16 protein-coding genes are annotated in these 16,896 nt (G+C 68.2%); 7 read left to right on the plus strand and 9 right to left on the minus strand.

What is annotated here, in order from left to right:
- Window positions 1-7 precede the first annotated feature (7 nt).
- The gene (locus K309_RS0115675) at window positions 8-922 is read left to right on the plus strand and encodes an MBL fold metallo-hydrolase (protein ID WP_035877644.1); all 915 of its coding nucleotides are present in this window, start codon (window positions 8-10) and stop codon (window positions 920-922) included.
- 80 nt (window positions 923-1,002) lie between these two features.
- Here K309_RS0115675 and K309_RS0115680 read toward each other — a convergent pair whose 3' ends face one another.
- The 6 genes from K309_RS0115680 to K309_RS0115710 all read right to left on the minus strand — a co-directional run bounded on the left by K309_RS0115680 (window position 1,003) and on the right by K309_RS0115710 (window position 7,947).
- Window positions 1,003-3,207 (minus strand): TonB-dependent receptor, encoded by a 2,205-nt coding sequence (locus K309_RS0115680; protein WP_029047314.1) that lies wholly within the window; start codon window positions 3,205-3,207, stop codon window positions 1,003-1,005.
- 164 nt (window positions 3,208-3,371) lie between these two features.
- Window positions 3,372-3,797, minus strand: a complete 426-nt coding sequence (locus K309_RS0115685; RefSeq protein WP_232232400.1) for a hypothetical protein — start codon at window positions 3,795-3,797, stop codon at window positions 3,372-3,374.
- A complete protein-coding gene (locus K309_RS0115690; protein ID WP_029047316.1) occupies window positions 3,766-5,046 on the minus strand; it encodes a CobW family GTP-binding protein in 1,281 nt (426 codons plus the stop codon). Before K309_RS0115690 ends, K309_RS0115685 begins: the two co-directional genes overlap by 32 nt.
- A 257-nt stretch (window positions 5,047-5,303) precedes the next feature.
- Window positions 5,304-5,990 (minus strand): RNA polymerase-binding protein DksA, encoded by a 687-nt coding sequence (gene dksA, locus K309_RS43965; RefSeq protein ID WP_369796434.1) that lies wholly within the window; start codon window positions 5,988-5,990, stop codon window positions 5,304-5,306.
- Window positions 5,991-6,327: 337 nt separating this feature from the next.
- Entirely contained in the window at window positions 6,328-7,410 is a 1,083-nt protein-coding gene (locus K309_RS0115705; protein ID WP_029047318.1) for a CobW family GTP-binding protein, read from the minus strand.
- A 30-nt stretch (window positions 7,411-7,440) separates the two neighbouring features.
- Window positions 7,441-7,947, minus strand: a complete 507-nt coding sequence (locus K309_RS0115710; protein ID WP_029047319.1) for a Fur family transcriptional regulator — start codon at window positions 7,945-7,947, stop codon at window positions 7,441-7,443.
- A gap of 135 nt (window positions 7,948-8,082) precedes the next feature.
- Here K309_RS0115710 and K309_RS0115715 point away from each other — a divergent pair, with 135 nt between their 5' ends.
- The 5 genes from K309_RS0115715 (at window position 8,083) to K309_RS0115735 (ending at window position 12,987) form a co-directional block, all read left to right on the plus strand.
- Window positions 8,083-8,982, plus strand: coding sequence for an alpha/beta fold hydrolase (locus K309_RS0115715; RefSeq protein ID WP_029047320.1), 900 nt, complete (start codon window positions 8,083-8,085; stop codon window positions 8,980-8,982).
- 292 nt (window positions 8,983-9,274) lie between these two features.
- Window positions 9,275-10,261 (plus strand): tripartite tricarboxylate transporter substrate-binding protein, encoded by a 987-nt coding sequence (locus K309_RS0115720; RefSeq protein WP_029047321.1) that lies wholly within the window; start codon window positions 9,275-9,277, stop codon window positions 10,259-10,261.
- A 270-nt stretch (window positions 10,262-10,531) separates the two neighbouring features.
- A complete protein-coding gene (gene hslV, locus K309_RS0115725; protein ID WP_018313707.1) occupies window positions 10,532-11,068 on the plus strand; it encodes an ATP-dependent protease subunit HslV in 537 nt (178 codons plus the stop codon).
- A 37-nt stretch (window positions 11,069-11,105) separates the two neighbouring features.
- Complete coding sequence (gene hslU / locus K309_RS0115730; protein WP_029047322.1) at window positions 11,106-12,437, plus strand: ATP-dependent protease ATPase subunit HslU; 1,332 nt, start codon at window positions 11,106-11,108, stop codon at window positions 12,435-12,437.
- Between the two features lie 247 nt (window positions 12,438-12,684).
- Window positions 12,685-12,987 (plus strand): hypothetical protein, encoded by a 303-nt coding sequence (locus K309_RS0115735; RefSeq protein ID WP_029047323.1) that lies wholly within the window; start codon window positions 12,685-12,687, stop codon window positions 12,985-12,987.
- 35 nt (window positions 12,988-13,022) lie between these two features.
- Here K309_RS0115735 and K309_RS0115740 read toward each other — a convergent pair whose 3' ends face one another.
- Window positions 13,023-13,634 carry a response regulator transcription factor gene (locus K309_RS0115740; RefSeq protein ID WP_029047324.1) on the minus strand — a complete coding sequence of 204 codons (612 nt, stop codon included), beginning with the start codon at window positions 13,632-13,634 and terminating at the stop codon, window positions 13,023-13,025.
- A 21-nt stretch (window positions 13,635-13,655) separates the two neighbouring features.
- Window positions 13,656-15,035, minus strand: coding sequence for an ATP-binding protein (locus K309_RS0115745; protein WP_029047325.1), 1,380 nt, complete (start codon window positions 15,033-15,035; stop codon window positions 13,656-13,658).
- A 179-nt stretch (window positions 15,036-15,214) separates the two neighbouring features.
- On the opposite strand from K309_RS0115745, the gene K309_RS0115750 reads away from it, so the two are divergent.
- The gene (locus K309_RS0115750; RefSeq protein ID WP_029047326.1) at window positions 15,215-15,700 is read left to right on the plus strand and encodes a copper chaperone PCu(A)C; all 486 of its coding nucleotides are present in this window, start codon (window positions 15,215-15,217) and stop codon (window positions 15,698-15,700) included.
- 195 nt (window positions 15,701-15,895) lie between these two features.
- Here K309_RS0115750 and K309_RS0115760 read toward each other — a convergent pair whose 3' ends face one another.
- Window positions 15,896-16,831, minus strand: a complete 936-nt coding sequence (locus K309_RS0115760) for a LysR family transcriptional regulator (protein ID WP_029047328.1) — start codon at window positions 16,829-16,831, stop codon at window positions 15,896-15,898.
- Window positions 16,832-16,896: the final 65 nt, after the last annotated feature.

Consider the following 16,896-nt stretch of genomic DNA (forward strand, 5'->3'; position numbering starts at 1 on the left):
AGCATCGATGCCTAGGTTGCCCGAGACCATGCAGGTGTTCGAGCGCGGCTGGCTGTCGGCCAACAACATCCTGTTCGTCGATGGCGACGATACCGCGCTGGTCGACACCGGCTACGTCACGCATGCGCCCCAGACCGTGGCGCTGGTCGCGTCTGCGCTGCAGGGGAGGCCGCTGGCGCGCATCATCAACACCCACCTGCATTCCGATCACTGTGGTGGCAATGCCGCGCTGCAGGCGCGCTGGCAGCCACGCACCGCGATTCCGGCCGCCGAAGCCGCGGCCGTGGCAGCGTGGGACACCGAGGCGCTAACCTATCGTGCCACCGGGCAGCAGTGCGACCGCTTCGGCTTCGACAGCGTGCTGCACGATGGCGACGCGGTGAGGCTGGGCGGCATCGACTGGCAGGTCGTGGCCGCGCCGGGCCATGACCCGCATGCGGTGATGTTGTTCGCACCGGGGCCGCGCATCCTGATTTCCGGCGATGCGTTGTGGGAAAACGGCTTCGGCGTGATCTTTCCCGAATTGGAAGGTGAAAGCGGCTTCACCGAGCAGGCGGCGGTGCTGGCGCGCATCGCGGAACTCGATGCGCGGCTGGTGATTCCCGGCCACGGCCGTATGTTTACCGACGTCGATGCCGCCGTCGAGCGCGCGACCGCGCGGCTGCGTCACCTGAGCGCCGATCCCGCGCGCAATGCCAGCCATGCGGTCAAGGTGCTGGTGAAGTTCAAGCTGCTGGAGCAGCAGCGGATGACGCAGGGGGAACTGGCGCAGTGGATGGCGGAGGCGCCGTTGATGGTGCGGATACGCGACCGGTTCATGCCGGGGCAGGAGATGGCGCAGATTTCCGCGCAGACGGTGCGGGCGCTGGCGGGCGCCGGGGCGCTGGCGGTGGAGGGGGAGTGGGTGGTGAACAAGGATTGAGGTAGTCACCACCCTGCTGGTTTGCTCCCCTCTCCCGCTTGCGGGAGAGGGAGCACACAATTGGCGCTCGCAGGCCAGCCTCAGAACGACGTCCTGAACCCCACCTTCACACTCCTGCCCGCCAGCGGCGCGATATCCCGCAGGAGCGACGTCGCATTGCGCGCATCCTGGTTGGTCAGGTTATCCCCGCGCAAATACACCAGCGTCTGCGTCCCGGCCACCTTGAACTTGTAGGTCAGCGCCAGGCTCAGCAGCGTATAGGCATCGGTCGGGGTGTCGTTGGCCGGCACGCGCGTCTGCTTGGCCGCATACGTGACATCCACGCGCGCGCCCCACGGCCCCGCGCCATACACCAGCGCGCCGCCCAGCCGCAGCGGTGCCAGCCGCGGCAGCGGCTCGCCGGTGTCGCGGTTCTCGCCACGCACGTAGTCGGCGCGCGCCTCGAAATCGAGTGTGTCGCTGCTGGTCAGCATCTTCTGCAGCAGCCGCGTCTTGCCTTCGGCCTCGAAACCATACAGCGTGGCCGGCACGCCCAGGTACTGGAATTCCGGCAGCGAATCCGGGCTGCCGGCGGCGACGACGTCGCCGGCCTCATCGCGCGCGCGGCCCGTGGCCGACAGCGCCAGGTAGTTGGCAAAGCGGCTGTAGTAGCCCGACACGCTCGCGCTGTGCGCCCCCGACTTGAAGCGCACGCCCAGGTCGATCGAGGTGGCGCGTTCCTTGTTGGCGTTGGGGTCGCCCACCTCCCACGAGCCGGTGGCCACGTGCGGGCCGTTGGCGTACAGCTCGTAGAAGGTCGGCGCGCGCTCGGTGTAGGAGAGGTTGCTGGTCAGCGACCACGCCGGGTTGACCTTGTACAGCAGGCCGGCCGAAGCGCTGGTCGCGTTGAAGCTGCGGTTGGCGTCGGCAAAGCGGTCGTTGCCGTTGGCGCTGGCCTTGATGCTGCTGTGGTCGAGCCGGCCGCCGAAGTTCAGCTTGAGGTCGCCCGACGCGGTCAGCGGCAGCTCTTCGAACAGGAACAGCGCGGCGTTGTCGGTATTGGTGCTCGGCACGAACGCTTCCTCGCCCAGCGCGGAGAAGTCGGTATGGCCGAACTGCGTGCCGATCACCCCCGTCATGTTGCCGATCCTGGCGTGCCTGGCCTCGAAGCGCGCGTCCCAGCCGCGGTTCTTGAAGATCGTGCCGGTCTCGCCGTCCTCGATTTCCTTGTGCTCGTAGTCGGTGTAGCCGAACTTGCCCTTGACCGATTCGAACCAGCCGCCGGTGCTGCCGGCCAGGTTGCGCGCCTCGCCTTCCAGCGCGAAGCGGTCCTGCTTCATCTTCAGCCGCACGTCCTCCTCGGCGGGCGTGCCGTAGTCATTGCGGTAGGCGCTGTAGTTGGCGCCGATGAAGCCGTCGGCCCAGGTGTAGGAGCCGCCCAGCGAGCCGCCCTGCTGGTCGGCGCTGGTGTTGGGCAGGCGGCCGTAGGCCTCGCTTTCGCCCTCGGGCAGCGGCTCGGCGGCGCGCAGGCGGTCGCTGCGGGCGTAGCCGGGAATGCGCAGGTCGCTGGTCTTGCGCGCGAAGGCATCGGCATGGACCGCGAACTGGCCGTTGCCGGCCTCGATCAGCGCGCTGGCATTGCGGGCCTGGTCGCCGCCGATGGTGCCGCTGGCGTCCACGGCGCCGCCGACGCCTTCGATCGGCTCCTTGGGGATACGGTTGTCGATCACGTTGACCACGCCGCCGATGGCATTGCCGCCGTACATCAGCGCCGCCGGGCCGCGCACCACCTCGATGCGCTCGGCCACCAGCGGATCCAGCGCCACCGCATGGTCATAGGAGAGGGTCGAGGCGTCAATGGTGCTGCCGCCATTCTGCAGCACCTTGATGCGGTCGCCATCCAGGCCGCGGATCACCGGGCGGCTGGCGTTGGGGCCGAAATACGTCGACGACACGCCGGGCAGCTTGTCGAGTGTCTCGCCCAGCGTGCTGGCCTGGCGCACGGCCAGTGCGTCGCCGCCGAGCGTCGAAACCGGCGCGACCATGTCGTTCAGTTCGCTGCCGAGCGGGTTGGCGGTGACGACCACTTCGCGCAGCGTGCCGGTGGCGGTGGCGGTGGCGGTGGCGGTGGCGGTGGCGGTGGCGGTGGCGGTGGCAGGGGCGCTCTCGGCAGTGGCCGCAGGCGTGGCGGTCTGCGCGTGCGCGGGCGCCGCCAGCGCGGCGAGGGAAGCAGTCAGGGAGGCGGCAATGGCCGCAAGCGGGGTCAGGCGGGGGGCGCTGTTTTTCGGGCAGTTCTGTTTGGACATGGCGCGCGTAACGAAGCAGTGGCAATCAGCCCCGGGCTGGGCACGGCTGCAGGGCGCGGCAGGGCGCGTGCCATCCCATATGGGACGGCCGCACCAGTCGGGCGGCAGGCGTTCAGCTCAGGAAAATTCGAAAGCCGGGCACGCGGCGATGGCCGCATCCCGGATCAAGCGAGGGCGATGGCCGGTGCCGGTGGCGCGCGCGAATGGAAGGGGTGGGCGGCGGGCAGGTCGGGCCAGCGCCAGGCGAGGTTGGCCGGCTTGACCGGCTTGCCGAAGGCGAGCCGCGGCAGCGGCAGCTTGGCGCATAGCGTGTCGGCCACCGTGGCGCCGTCGAACAGCACGCAGGAGTGGCCGCTGAGTTTCTGCGCCAGTGGGTGGGAGTCGGTATCGGCGTCGGTGCTGCCGTCGGCCGCAGCCAGACTGGCTGCGCTAGTCGCAGGCAATCCGCCGTGCACGATGCGGTGGCTCAGCCCGGCATGCTGTGCCAGCAGCAGGCAAAGCGACAGCCACAGCGCGAGCCACAAGCCCGGGCCGTGCGTGCGCAGGCGCTCGAGCCAGTCAGTGCGCATGGCCGCCGCGGTGGTTGCCATGATCGTGGGCGGTGTCGCCGCATCCGCAGCTGTCGCCATGCTCGTGATGGTGACCATGGTCGTGCTCATGGTCCTTGTCCAGTTCGTCGATCCACGCCGGGAACGGATCCGCGTAGTCCGCCCACGCCTGCGTGCCTGCCGCCATCTCGGCATCGTCCAGCAGGCAGGCATCGAGCCGCGCCGCCAGCGCGGCAGTGTCCAGGTCCCCGCCAATCAGCACCAGTTCCTGGCGGCGGTCGCCAAACGGTGCCGGAGCGCCGTCGACCTGCATGTCGGCCTCGATCCCGGCGCGGTCCGCGTCATCGGTTGGCCATTCGGCCGGGTCCAGCGCAGACCACCAGGCGCCGGCGCCGCCGTGGCGGCACACGCCGCCGGCCTGGTTCCAGTCGCCGGCGGTGTCCATGCGGCTGGCCAGCCAGAACAGGCCCCTGGAGCGCAGCACGCTGCCGTGTTCGCGCAGCCATTCGGTATGGATCAGGTCGGCAAAGCGCTGCGGATGGAACGGGCGGCGCCGCCGGTACACCAGCGTCGACACGCCGCTGTCCGGCTCCGGCGCCATACCCTGCAGAGCAGCCAGCCAGCCGGGACCATCGGCGGTGGCGGCGAAGTCGAAGCGGCCGGTGCCGGACATGCGCTGCGGCGGCACGTTGCCGAAGCTGGCCTCGACGATCCCGGCGCGCGGGTTCAGCGCATGCAGCACCGCGCGCAGCCGCGCCAGTTCATCGGCACTGGCGAGATCGGCCTTGTTCAGCACGATGACGTCGCAGAACTCGACCTGTGCGGCCAGCACTTCCGCGACGGTGCGGTCGTCTTCCGGCCCCTGCGCCAGGCCGCGGTCGGCCAGGAAATCGGCGTCGTTGAGGTCGGCGAGGAAGGTGGCCGCATCGATCACCGTCACCAGCGTGTCGGGCTGCAGCGCGGCATCGGGGCCGCCGCCGTGCTCGGTCTCGAACAGGAAGCCCTCGGCGATGGCGAGCGGGTCATCCCGGCCGTCGGCCTCGACCAGCAGCGCATCGAAGCGGCCTTGCGCGGCCAGCTTCGCAGCTTCCGCCATCAGTGTGTCAGCCTCCGGCAGCACGGTGACCTCGCAGCCGGGCGGCAGCGGCGCCACCGTCTGGCCGTCCTGCGCGCCGCAGACCAGCACGGCCACGCGCCCGCCGGCGCCTTGCGCGAGCAGGTGGTTCAGCAGCGTGGTCTTGCCGGCGCCGGTAAAGCCGGACAGCACGGTGACGGGCAGGCGATCAGCCATGGCAGGAGAGTGGAAAGGTGGCGAACCGGCGGCCCAAGCACGGGCCGCAGACAGGCACGCATCCGGTTGTTGCAACAAAGTTGCGAATTTACCAGAAAGCCCCGCCCGGCGACAGCGGGACGATTCTCACCATGGTAGGCCGTGGCCGCGCCACGACAAGTGCGGCAGCGCCCGACGGGCGCGCGCCAATGCAAACGGCCCGGTCAGACCGGGCCGTCGTGTCGCGGCAGCGCCGGCCAGGCCGGCGCGCCCGGGGATCAGTCCCCGAACAGCTTCTGGCGCAGTTCGCGGCGTTGCTGCGCTTCCAGCGACAGCGTCGCGGTGGGCCGGGCCAGCAGGCGCGGCACGCCGATCGGCTCGCCGGTTTCCTCGCACCAGCCGTAGTCGCCGGACTCGATGCGCTGCAGCGACTGCTCGACCTTCTTCAGCAGCTTGCGCTCGCGGTCGCGCGTGCGCAGTTCCAGCGCATGCTCTTCCTCGATGGTGGCGCGGTCGGCCGGATCCGGCACGATGACCGTTTCGCGCAGGTGTTCCGTGGTCTGGTCAGCGTTCTTCAGGATTTCGTCACGCAGCTGCTCAAGGCGATTCTTGAAGAAGGCGAGCTGCGCTTCGTTCATGTAATCCTTGTCGCTCATCTTCAGGATTTCAGCTTCAGTCAGAAGTTTGTTGCTGCTCATGGTTGCTGCTGATTCTCTTGTTGAGGCGGCCGGCGGTGTCTGGATCCGCTCGGATTCGCTGTCCGTGCGCTTGCGCGCCACGGTCGTTTCACTCTGGCTGGCTGCAGTCTTGCTGCTTCGCGGGCCTCCCTTCGTTGCGCCCGCTTCGGCGTTCGCCGTACTGCCGCGGGGAGCGGGCGCGGCCTTCACAGGCTGCGCCTTGAGCGTCTCTGCCGCTGCACTACCTGTCTTGCTGCGGCTTTCTTTCGTCTTCGTTGCGGCTGTCATGGGACACCTCTCTCTCGCGTCAGTCAGTGACGGCGCGTGCCGAGGCACCCCAAGCGGAAAGGCGGTCTCCGCACGAAGCACTGCGACCGCACCTGCCCGGCGGCCTGCCTCGTGATGACGACGACCGCCGCCCTGCGGCCCGCCTGTCGGCGGGCCATACCGGCGGCGGGAAAAAGGTGCGCCACCGGTATCAAATCCGGCCTATTGTACTTGAACAAATTTTTCCGAGATACGGGGGAAAGCCAGCCTGCACTTCGGTATTTCCCCGGTACCCCGAACGGGGGTGGCCGCGCGGCGGTGTCCGGAGATAGGGGCGCCCGTGCGGCGGCCCGTGCACTCAGGCCAGGCAGTTCTCCAGGCCCTTGAGGATGGCATCCCGGGGCAGGTCCACGCCGATAAACACCATCTTGGTGCCTGGCGTCTCGTCTCCCCACTTGGCGCCGATATCGCTGCCCATCAGCTGGTGGACGCCCTGGAACACCACTTTCCGGTCCACGCCCTCCATATATAGTACGCCCTTGTAGCGCAGCAGTTTTTCCCCGTACACCGCCAGGATCCCCGACAGGAATTCCTCCAGCTTGCCGTAGTGGAAGGGCTTGCCGCTGCGGAAGACGAACGACGCGATGCGGTCGGTATGGTGGTGGTGATGGTGGTGGTGCCCGTGGCCATGGTGGTGGCCGTGGTCGTGATCGTGGCCGCAGTCGGCACCGCACTGCTCGCCGTGTTCGTGGTCATGATCGTGGTCGTGATCATGCTCGTCGGCGCGCAGGAATTCGGGGTCGAGCTCCAGCTTCTCGTTGAGGTTGAAGCCGCGCAGGTCGAAGATGGTGTCGATCGGCGTCTCGCCGAAATTGGCGGTGCGGATCGGCGCGCGCGGGTTCATGTGCAGCAGGCGGTGGCGCAGCTCGGCCACGTCGTCCCCGCTCACCAGGTCGGACTTGGTGATGAAGATGGCGTCGGCAAAGCCCACCTGGCGCTGCGCCTCTTCCTGCTTGTCCAGCTGCATGTGCGCGTGCTTGGCGTCGACCAGCGTGATCACCGCGTCGAGCAGGTAGCGCGACGCGATTTCCTCGTCCATGAAGAAGGTCTGCGCCACCGGGCCCGGGTTGGCCACGCCGGTGGTCTCGATCACCACGCGGTCGAAGTCGATTTCGCCGGCGTCGCGGCGCGTCAGCAGACCGGACAGCGCCTGCACCAGGTCGCCGCGGATGGTGCAGCAGATGCAGCCGTTGCTCATTTGCACGATCTGCTCGCGGCCGTCCTGCACCAGGATCTCGTTGTCGATGTTTTCCTCGCCGAACTCATTCTCGATCACGGCGATCTTCATGCCGTGCCGCTCGTTCAGGATGCGCTTGAGCAGGGTGGTCTTGCCGCTGCCGAGGAAGCCGGTCAGGATCGTGACCGGGGTCAGTTTGGACATTTGTTGTTCTCCGGGATATGAGAGTGCCGGTCAGTGGGCGGCGGGTGTACGCTTGCCGCACTCGGCGCAGACGCCGTTCACGGTCAGTTCGACATGTTCGATGGCAAAGCCGCTGGGTACGCGCGGCGCGGCTGGCTGGGCCGGGGCGCTGGCGTCGTCCAGGCAGAAAGTGCGGTCGCAGCGGGTGCAGTGGAAATGGCTGTGCTGGCGGTGTTCCTGCGCGCGCGCGGCCTCGTGCTCGACCAGGCTGAAGCGGAACACGCGGTCGTTGCCGGCCCGCTTCTGCGCCACGCCTTGCTCCACCAGCCAGTCCAGCACGCGGTACACGGTGACGCGGTCGATGGTCTCGCCCTGCTCGGGCAGGCGGTCGATCACGGCCTGGTGGGTCAGCGCTTCGTCACTGCCGATCAGGCAGGCCAGGATGCACAGCCGTGGCTGCGTCACGCGCGCGCCCAGCTGGCGCAGGCGCTCGTGGGCGGCTTCGAGGATGGCGGGCGCCGGTGCGGCGGCCGGCCCGTCCGGGGTAATGCGGGTCATGGGCCGATTTAACCATAGGCCCACGGTTGATGCAATTCAGTTGCAACGGTCCATGGAGGCGCCGGGGGGTATGGGCGGCGCCGAGGGCGGGGTTTGCGCCTATGATCGACAAGCGACCCAGAAGCGAGACAAGCCATGCTGAACGACGCCAGCGCGCTGCTGTTCCCCAATTTCGAACCCTTCCGGCACCGCATCGGCGAGGTCGAGATCGCCGGCGTGCAGGGCGGCTCCGGCCCGCCGCTGCTGCTGCTGCACGGCCATCCGCAGAGCCACCTGATCTGGCACCGGGTGGCGCCGGCGCTGGCAGACCATTTCACCGTGATCGCCACCGACCTGCGCGGCTACGGCAGCAGCTCGGCGCCGCCGGGCAACGCCGGGCATGAGCGCTACAGCAAGCGCACCATGGCGCAGGACCAGGCCGAGCTGATGGCGAAGTTAGGCTTCACGCGCTTTGCGCTGTGCGGCCACGACCGCGGCGCGCGCGTGGCGCACAGGCTCTGCGCCGACCACCCCGAAACCGTGAGCCGCGCCATGCTGCTCGACATCGCGCCCACGCTGGCCATGTACGAGCGCACCAGCATGGCCTTCGCCGCGGCCTACTGGCACTGGTTCTTCCTGATCCAGCCCGCGCCGTTCCCCGAGACGCTGATCAACGCCGAGCCCGAGTTCTATCTGCAGAAGCTGGTCGGCCTGCGCCAGGCCGGCCCGAGCCCGTTCGCCCCGGACGCGATGGCCGCCTACGTGGCGGCCATGCGCGACCCGGCGCGGGTGCACGCCATGTGCGAGGACTACCGCGCCGCCGCCACCATCGACCTGGAGCACGACCGCGCCGACCGCGAGGCCGGACGCCGGCTGGCGCTGCCGCTGCGCGTGCTGTGGGGCGACCACGGCGTGGTGGCGCGCTGCTTCGAGCCGCTCGGGCTGTGGCAGGAGGTGGCCGCCGACGTCAGCGGCAAGGCCCTGCCGTGCGGGCACTATCTCCCGGAAGAAGCCCCCGAACCGCTACTTGAGGAAATGCTCGGTTTTTTCCGTTGAGTAGCGCCGCATGTCGCAAAGGCGTGCCTTCATGGCGGATCCCTGCCTGTTTTCCCGATTTCCCGCCATATGCCGCAGATTGCAGGCGGGTTAGCCCCTATACCTGCGCTTTGTCTGGAGTTGCTAACATCATCCCCCGCCCTTGCGGTTTACGGCAGGGGACAGCGGCGCCAGCCGGTCATGGTCCAAGCGCGGCCAGTGAGACCGCGCCAGAGCGCCCCCGCACGAGCAGGGGCCAAGCCGGCGGCAATGCATTGCATGACGGGTATTGAAGGAACCAGGAGAAGAGAGCATGAAACGAGTGGCAAAGACGATCGCGGCCGCGCTGGCAGTCAGCGCGATGGGTGTGGCGTCGGGCGTATACGCCCAGGAGTTCCCGGGCAGCAAGCCGGTGTCGGCGGTGGTGCCGTTCGCCGCGGGCGGCCCGACCGACAAGCTCGCGCGCGAGCTGACCAGGATCATGTCCAAGCACCTGGGCGCGACCATCGTCATCGAGAACCTCGGCGGCGCCGGCGGCACCATCGGTGCCAAGAAAGTGCTCCAGGCCAAGAACGACGGCCACACCGTGCTGATCCACCATATCGGCATGGCCACGGCCCCGGCGCTGTACCGCAACCTGGGCTTCGATCCGCTGAAGGACTTCGAGATGGTCGGTGAAATCGCCGACGTGCCGATGATCCTGGTCGGCAACAAGCAACTGCCGCCGAACAGCTTCAAGGACCTGGTGCCGTACATCAAGGCCAACGCCAGCAAGCTGTCGATGGCGAATGCCGGACTCGGCTCGGCGTCGCACCTGTGCGGCCTGCTGTTCCAGAGCGCGATCCAGACCGAGCTGACCACCGTGCCGTACAAGGGCACGGCGCCGGCGCTGACTGACATCCTGGGCGGCCAGGTCAACCTGATCTGCGACCAGACTACCAATATCGCCGGCCAGCTCAAGGCGGGCGCGCTCAAGCCGTACGCGGCCATGCAGGCGCGCCGCGTGGAAGCGTTCAAGGACATCCCGACCGCGGGCGAGCAGGGCATGCCGGGCGTGGAAGTCAAGATCTGGCACGCCATGTACGCCCCCAAGGGCACGCCCAAGCCGGTGATCGACAAGCTGTCTGCTGCGCTGCAGAAGGCCGTGGCCGACCCGGCCTTCCGCGCCAAGATGGCGGAACTGGGTGCCGAGGCCGTACCGGCCCAGCGCGCCACGCCGGATTCGCTGCGCACCTTGCTGACCGCCGAGATCAACAAGTGGACCCCGGTGATCAAGAAGGCTGGCGTCTACGCGGACTGACCGGACTGCCGGGGCGCATCGCCTGAAGTGATGCGTCGGGCGCCACAGAAGGGCCATGCGGCAACGCATGGCCCTTTTTGTTCTTGGCAGAGGGGTACACACGGGCGCACTGGGCACCCCGGCAGGGCCGCGCCCGGCGTCCTATATTGGTCAGACGCCCGCGCGGCGCGCCGCCTGTGCGCGCCGCCTGTGTGGCCCGGCGCACGAAAGGGCTTGAAACCGGCCGGGGGCGTCGCCAACTACGGTCGTGACATATTCACGGAAGCCACCATGGAACAGTATCACGGCACTACCATCGTCAGCGTTCGCCGCGGCAACCAGGTCGCACTTGGCGGTGATGGTCAGGTCACTCTCGGCAATATCGTGATGAAGGGCACCGCGCGCAAGGTGCGCCGCATCTACAACGGCAAGGTGCTGGTCGGGTTTGCCGGCAGCACGGCCGACGCATTCTCGCTGCTGGACCGCTTCGAGGCCAAGCTGGAGAAGTACCAGGGCAACCTGACCCGCGCCGCGGTGGACCTGGCCAAGGACTGGCGTTCGGACCGCGCGCTGCGCCGGCTGGAAGCCATGCTGATCACCGCCGACCGCGATACCACGCTGGTCATCACCGGCAACGGCGACGTGCTCGACCCCGAGGGGGGCATTGCCGCGATCGGCTCGGGCGGCGCCTATGCGCAGTCGGCCGCGAAGGCGCTGATGGACAACACCGAGCTGCCGCCGAAGGACGTGGTCGAGAAAGCGCTGACCATCGCCGGCGAGCTCTGCATCTACACCAATACCAACTTCGTCATCGAGACGCTGGAATAAGCGAAGGCGGCAACGCGCACCCTACTGAACGGATACCATGTCGCACACCATGACCCCGTCGGAAATCGTTTCCGAACTCGACAAGCACATCATCGGCCAGGACAAGGCCAAGAAGGCCGTGGCGGTGGCGCTGCGCAACCGCTGGCGCCGCCAGCAGGTGGCCGAGCCGCTGCGCCAGGAAATCACGCCCAAGAACATCCTGATGATCGGCCCGACCGGTGTCGGCAAGACCGAGATCGCGCGCCGCCTGGCCAAGCTGGCCGACGCGCCGTTCATCAAGATCGAAGCCACCAAGTTCACCGAGGTGGGCTATGTCGGCCGCGACGTCGACACCATCGTGCGCGACCTCGCCGAAATGGCGATCAAGCAGACGCGCGAATCCGAGATGAAGAAGGTGCGCACCAAGGCCGAGGACGCGGCCGAGGACCGCCTGCTCGACGTGCTGCTGCCGCCGCCGCGCGACATCGGCTTCTCGCAGCCGGAAGAGAAGGATTCCAACACGCGCCAGGTGTTCCGCAAGAAGCTGCGCGAAGGCCAGCTCGACGACAAGGAAATCGAGCTGGAACTCGCCGCCGGCGTGCCGAGCATGGACATCATGGGGCCGCCGGGCATGGAAGACATGACCGAGCAGATCCGTTCGATGTTCGCGGGCCTGGGCCAGGGCAAGAAGGCGCGCCGCAAGATGAAGGTGAAGGAAGCCTTCAAGCTGCTGATCGACGAAGAGGCCGCCAAGCTGGTCAATGACGAGGAGCTCAAGCACAAGGCGATCGCCAATGTGGAGCAGAACGGCATCGTGTTCCTGGACGAGATCGACAAGATCGCCAGCCGCAGCGATATCGGCGGTGGGGAGGTGTCGCGCCAGGGCGTGCAGCGCGACCTGCTGCCGCTGGTGGAAGGCACCACGGTGAACACCAAGTACGGCATGATCAAGACCGACCATATCCTGTTCATTGCCTCGGGCGCGTTCCACCTGTCCAAGCCGAGCGACCTGATTCCCGAGCTGCAGGGCCGCTTCCCGATCCGCGTGGAACTGGAGTCGCTGTCGGTGCAGGACTTCGAGGCCATCCTGACGCAGACCGATGCCAGCCTGACCAAACAGTACCAGGCGCTGCTGAACACCGAAGAGGTCAGCCTGGTGTTCGCGCCGGATGGCATCCGCCGTCTTGCCGAGATCGCGTTCTCGGTCAACGAGAAGGTCGAGAACATCGGTGCGCGCCGCCTGTACACGGTGATGGAGAGGCTGCTGGAGGACCTGTCCTTCCACGCCACCAAATCGTCGGGCGAGACCGTGACGATCGACGCGGCCTATGTTGACCAGCGCCTTGGCGACCTGGCCGGCAACGAAGACTTGTCGCGCTACGTGCTGTAAGCTCGGCAGGCAGGAAGAAAAATGGGCGCACTACGGTGCGCCCATTTTTTTTGTCCTCTGCTGTTCCTGTCACGAGCGGATTCTGTTGTCAGTACGTATCGGCCTGCCACATGGCGGTAAGCATCGTAAGGATTGGTAAGCATGCTGGCCGCTCGTGTCCGGCAATGAGACCCTTGCGCACCTTGACGGTCGATTGACCGGTGCGGGAGCCACCGCATCTTACTCAACCCACTGGCAGGAGAAATCAATGGCCAACTACAAGACCCCCCGCGTGGTGCTCGCCACCGGAGGCCTGCTGGCCGCACTGGCCGCGGCCACGGCATTCCTTTGCATCCGTCCCGCGGTGCCTTCCGTGCAGGCAGCCGAAGCCACGCAGGCCAGCGCGCGCGGCGCCGCCAGGGCCGCCGCCGCGACGCTGGCGCTCGATGCCGGCGCACTGTTCTCGCTGTCGGACCGGCATGCGGGCGATGCCATGCGCATCGTCGCGCAGGGCGCCACGGCCGAGGCCAGCGAAGGGCTGGACTGGGAACACGTGCAGCTGCGCCTGTAATCACGCGGCAGCCGCAATCAACGTCCGCTTTACCTCTACCGCGACACCGGCCGCTTCCCCAGCTTGCGCTGCAAGGTACGCCGGTGCATGTTCAGCGCCCGCGCCGTGGCGGAGATGTTGCCGCCATGCTCGGCCAGCACGCGCTGGATATGTTCCCACTCGAGCCGCGCCACCGACAGCGGCACCGGCTCTTCCAGCGCGGCCTGCGCCGCGTCTTCCGACACGCCGGCCATCAGCGCCGTCAAGATTGAATCGACATTGGCCGGCTTGGCCAGGTACTCGTCCGCGCCCTGCTTGACCGCCGCCACCGCGGTGGCGATGCTGGCATAGCCGGTCAGGATCAGGATGCGCGCGTCCGGCAGCGCCTGGCGCAGCGGCGCGACCAGCTGCAGGCCCGACTCGGCCGGCGCGGTGCTGCCGGCTTCGGGTGGCGGCTCCAGGTGCAGGTCGAGCGTGACGTAGGCAAAGTCGGTGCGGCCCGCCAGCGCGAGCGCGGTGCGGCCATCATGGGCCACTTGCACGGCGTAGCCGCGGCGCATGAGCGCGCGCGCCAGCGTGCCGGCAAAGACTTCGTCGTCGTCGATGACGAGGAACGGCGTGCCCGCCGGCGCGGTGGCTTCGGGAACCGGTTGGAAGGTGTCGGTCATGGTCAGGAGTGGCGCGTGGGTTCAGGATGCGCTGCGCGCAGGCGGCGCCGACAGGGTTGACAGCGCGGGCAGCCGCAGCTCGGCCACGGTGCCGCCGCCCGACCGGTTGCGCCAGGCCAGTTCGCCGCCCATCTGGCGCGCGCCACTCTGCGCCAGGTACAGGCCGATGCCCTGGCCGCCATGCTGGCTGGCCACGGGCATTTCGCCGAGCTGGCCGCGCAGTGCCTCGGGAATGCCGTCGCCACGGTCGGCGACGCGGAACCACAGCCAAGGCGCCACGTGACCCGGCTCCATGGCGATTTCCAGCTGCAGCGGCCGGCTGGAGCGGCCGGCGTTCTGCTGCGCGCGCGCGGCGTTGTCGAGCAGGATGGTCAGGATCTGGCCGACGCGCGCGGTCTCAACCGGCTGCGCGCCGGCGCCCGGCGTGGCGCTTGCCTGCAGGCTCGCGTTGGGATGGCGCAGCTGCCAGCGCTCGGCAAAGGCCGGCAGCCAGGCGTCCAGGCGCTGCGGCGCCAGCGTGGCTGAGTCCTCGCGCAGCCGCGCCAGCGTGGTGCGGCACAGCGCCAGCTGCTGCTCGACGGTCTGCAGGTCGGGCAGGTAGCTGCGGATCGGCGTGGTGCCAAGGGCCGCGTCGGATGCGTCGGCTCGGAGCTCGCCGGCGATCACCGCCAGCGTCGCCAGCGGCGTGCCGATCTCATGCGCCACCGCGGCGGCCTGGCCGTTGAGGTCTTCCACGCGCGCCTCGCGCAGCAGCTGCTCGCGCGCCAGGTTCAGCTGTGCCTCGCGCTGGCGCAGCACGCCCGACAGGCGCGCGACGAACATCGCGATCATCACCGCGCTGACGACAAAGTTCAGCCACATGCCCGCCAGGTGGTAGTTCACCGCGTTGTCCGGGTTGTGCAGGTCGAGCGGCACGTAGTCGAACAGCAGCACCGTGTAGCAGGCGAGCGCATACACCGCCAGCGCGATCACCTGCCGCCACGGCAGGATGGCCGCGGCGATCGCCAGCCCGGGCAGGTAGAACGACACGAAGGGGTTGGTCGCGCCGCCGGTGTAGAACAGGATCGCCGACAGCGCGGTCAGGTCCACCAGCAGCTGGCCCATCAGTTCGGCTTCGCCGGGCGCGCTGTTGCGCCGCGCGTGCTGGCGCAGGCGCAGGGCGGTAATCAGATTGAACAGGGCCTGCAGTCCGAGCACCACCATCAGCGGCCCATACGGCAGGCGGATGCCGGCGATCGGGTCGCATGCCAGCAACGTCAGCGCCTGCCCCGACAGCAGCGCCCAGCGCAGCCAGAACAGGCGGCGCAGCGTCACCTGGCCATGGCGCGGCGAACTGGCGGCCGGCAGGGGCGACAGGAAGGGCAGGTCAGGCAAGCGGGACACGGCGGTGGCGGTGGTCATGGCGCGAGTGTATCAATGCGGCCGGAAGGTGCCGGCGCGTGCGACACCTTGCCGCATTGGCGGCGCAGTCCCGCAGCTGCCAGACTAGCCGGCTTTGGCCGGCGTGCGCATGCCCTGGCAGGCCTGCACGCCGTGCGCGGCGCCATGTTCTAATGTCTGCTTTCAGGAGAGACACAAAGATGCAAGCCAAATTCCGCGCGGCCACGCTGGCCGCATCGATTGCCGCACTCGCAACGGCGCTGGCGTCGGGGGCCGCGCTGGCCCAGGTCGACGTCAGCAACGCCTGGGTGCGCGGCACGGTGCCGACCCAGGCCGCTTCGGGCGCGTTCATGGTGCTGCATGCGCACGAGAACGCGAAGCTGGTGGGCGTTTCGTCCCCGGTGGGCGACGCGGAGATCCACGAGATGAAGATGGAGAACAACGTGATGCGCATGCGGCAGGTCAAGTCGCTGGACCTGCCCAAGATGCAGAACGTCGAACTGAAGCCGGGCGGCTACCACGTGATGCTGATGGGCCTGAAGAGCCAGCTCAAGAAGGGCGATACCGTGCCTATCACGCTGAAGATCGAGCAGGGCGGCAAGGTGAGCGAACAGAAGGTCAACGCCGAAGTGCGCGACATGGTGCCGGGCGGCAGCCATGCCGGCCACGGCGCGCACAACCACTGATCAGAAGAGGTTGCCAGGCGTAGCTTCCTGGCCGACAGCCATCATGGCCAACAAGCAGCACGGCACGCGCCAGAAACTGGTCTTCCGCGGCGTCACATCGACTGCACCGCCCGCACCGCCCGCACCGCCGGCGCGGCGCCGCGACGCCAGGCCGCAACCGCCGGTGCCAGGTGGCGCCAAGCCCTCGCGGCGGCGTCAGCCGCGCAAGCTGATCGGCTCCTCGGATTCCTGACTGGCCGCCGCCGCCAGCACGCGCTCGCGCAGCCAGGCGTGGGCCGGATCGGCCTCGGTGCGCTCATGCCAGATCATGCTGAAGGTGAAGTCTTCCAGCGCGAACGGCGGATCGAAGATGGCGTAGCGCGGGTCTTCCTCCAGCGCCGACAGGCTGCGCCGTGCCGTGGTCAGCACCAGGTTGGTCCCGGCGATCAGCGCCGGCGCCACGCTCCAGTGCGGCACCACGCAGGCAATCTTGCGGCGCCCGCCGAGCCTGGCGACCGCGGCATCGATCGCGTCCATGCGTTCGCTGTGCGTGGCCACCAGCACATGCGAACGTGCCAGGTAGGCCACCTGGTCGAGCCGGCCCGTGTCCCGCACCGTGGCCGCATCCACCGCGCAGGCATAGCTTTCCCGGAACAACTCGGCCGACTGCACGCCTTCGGGCTGGTAGCTGAACACGCCCAGCGCCATGTCGATCTCGCCATCGGCCACCTGCGCGGTCATGCCTTCGCGGCTCGCCTGCGACACCACCAGGTCAATATTGGGCGCGGCCTTGCGCAGGGCGCGCAGCAGCCGCGGCAGCACTACCAGCGCACCGTAGTCGGACATTGCGAGGCGGAAGGTCCGTCGTGCCGTGGCGGGCTGGAAGCCGCTCGGGCCCAGCAGGATGCGCACCTGCGACAGCGCTTCGGCCAGCGGGCCGGACAGTTCATGGGCGCGAGCGCTCAGCACCAGCCCGCCCTTGCCGCGCACCAGGATGGGATCGTCGAGCAGCTGCCGCAGCCGCCCCAGCGCATGGCTGACCGCCGGCTGGCTAAGGTGCAGGCGCAGCGCGGCGCGTGAAATGTGGCGCTCGGCAAGCAGTGCTTCAAGCACCACCAGCAGGTTAAGGTCGATTCCGCGTAGGCTATTCATTCGGCGAATATTAAACGTATGAAAGCAGAATTGGGAATTCGCTTTGCGATATTTCAAACTGTCAG

Origin of the sequence: Cupriavidus phytohabitans (assembly GCF_000426345.1) — a bacterium.
GTDB lineage: Bacteria > Pseudomonadota > Gammaproteobacteria > Burkholderiales > Burkholderiaceae > Cupriavidus.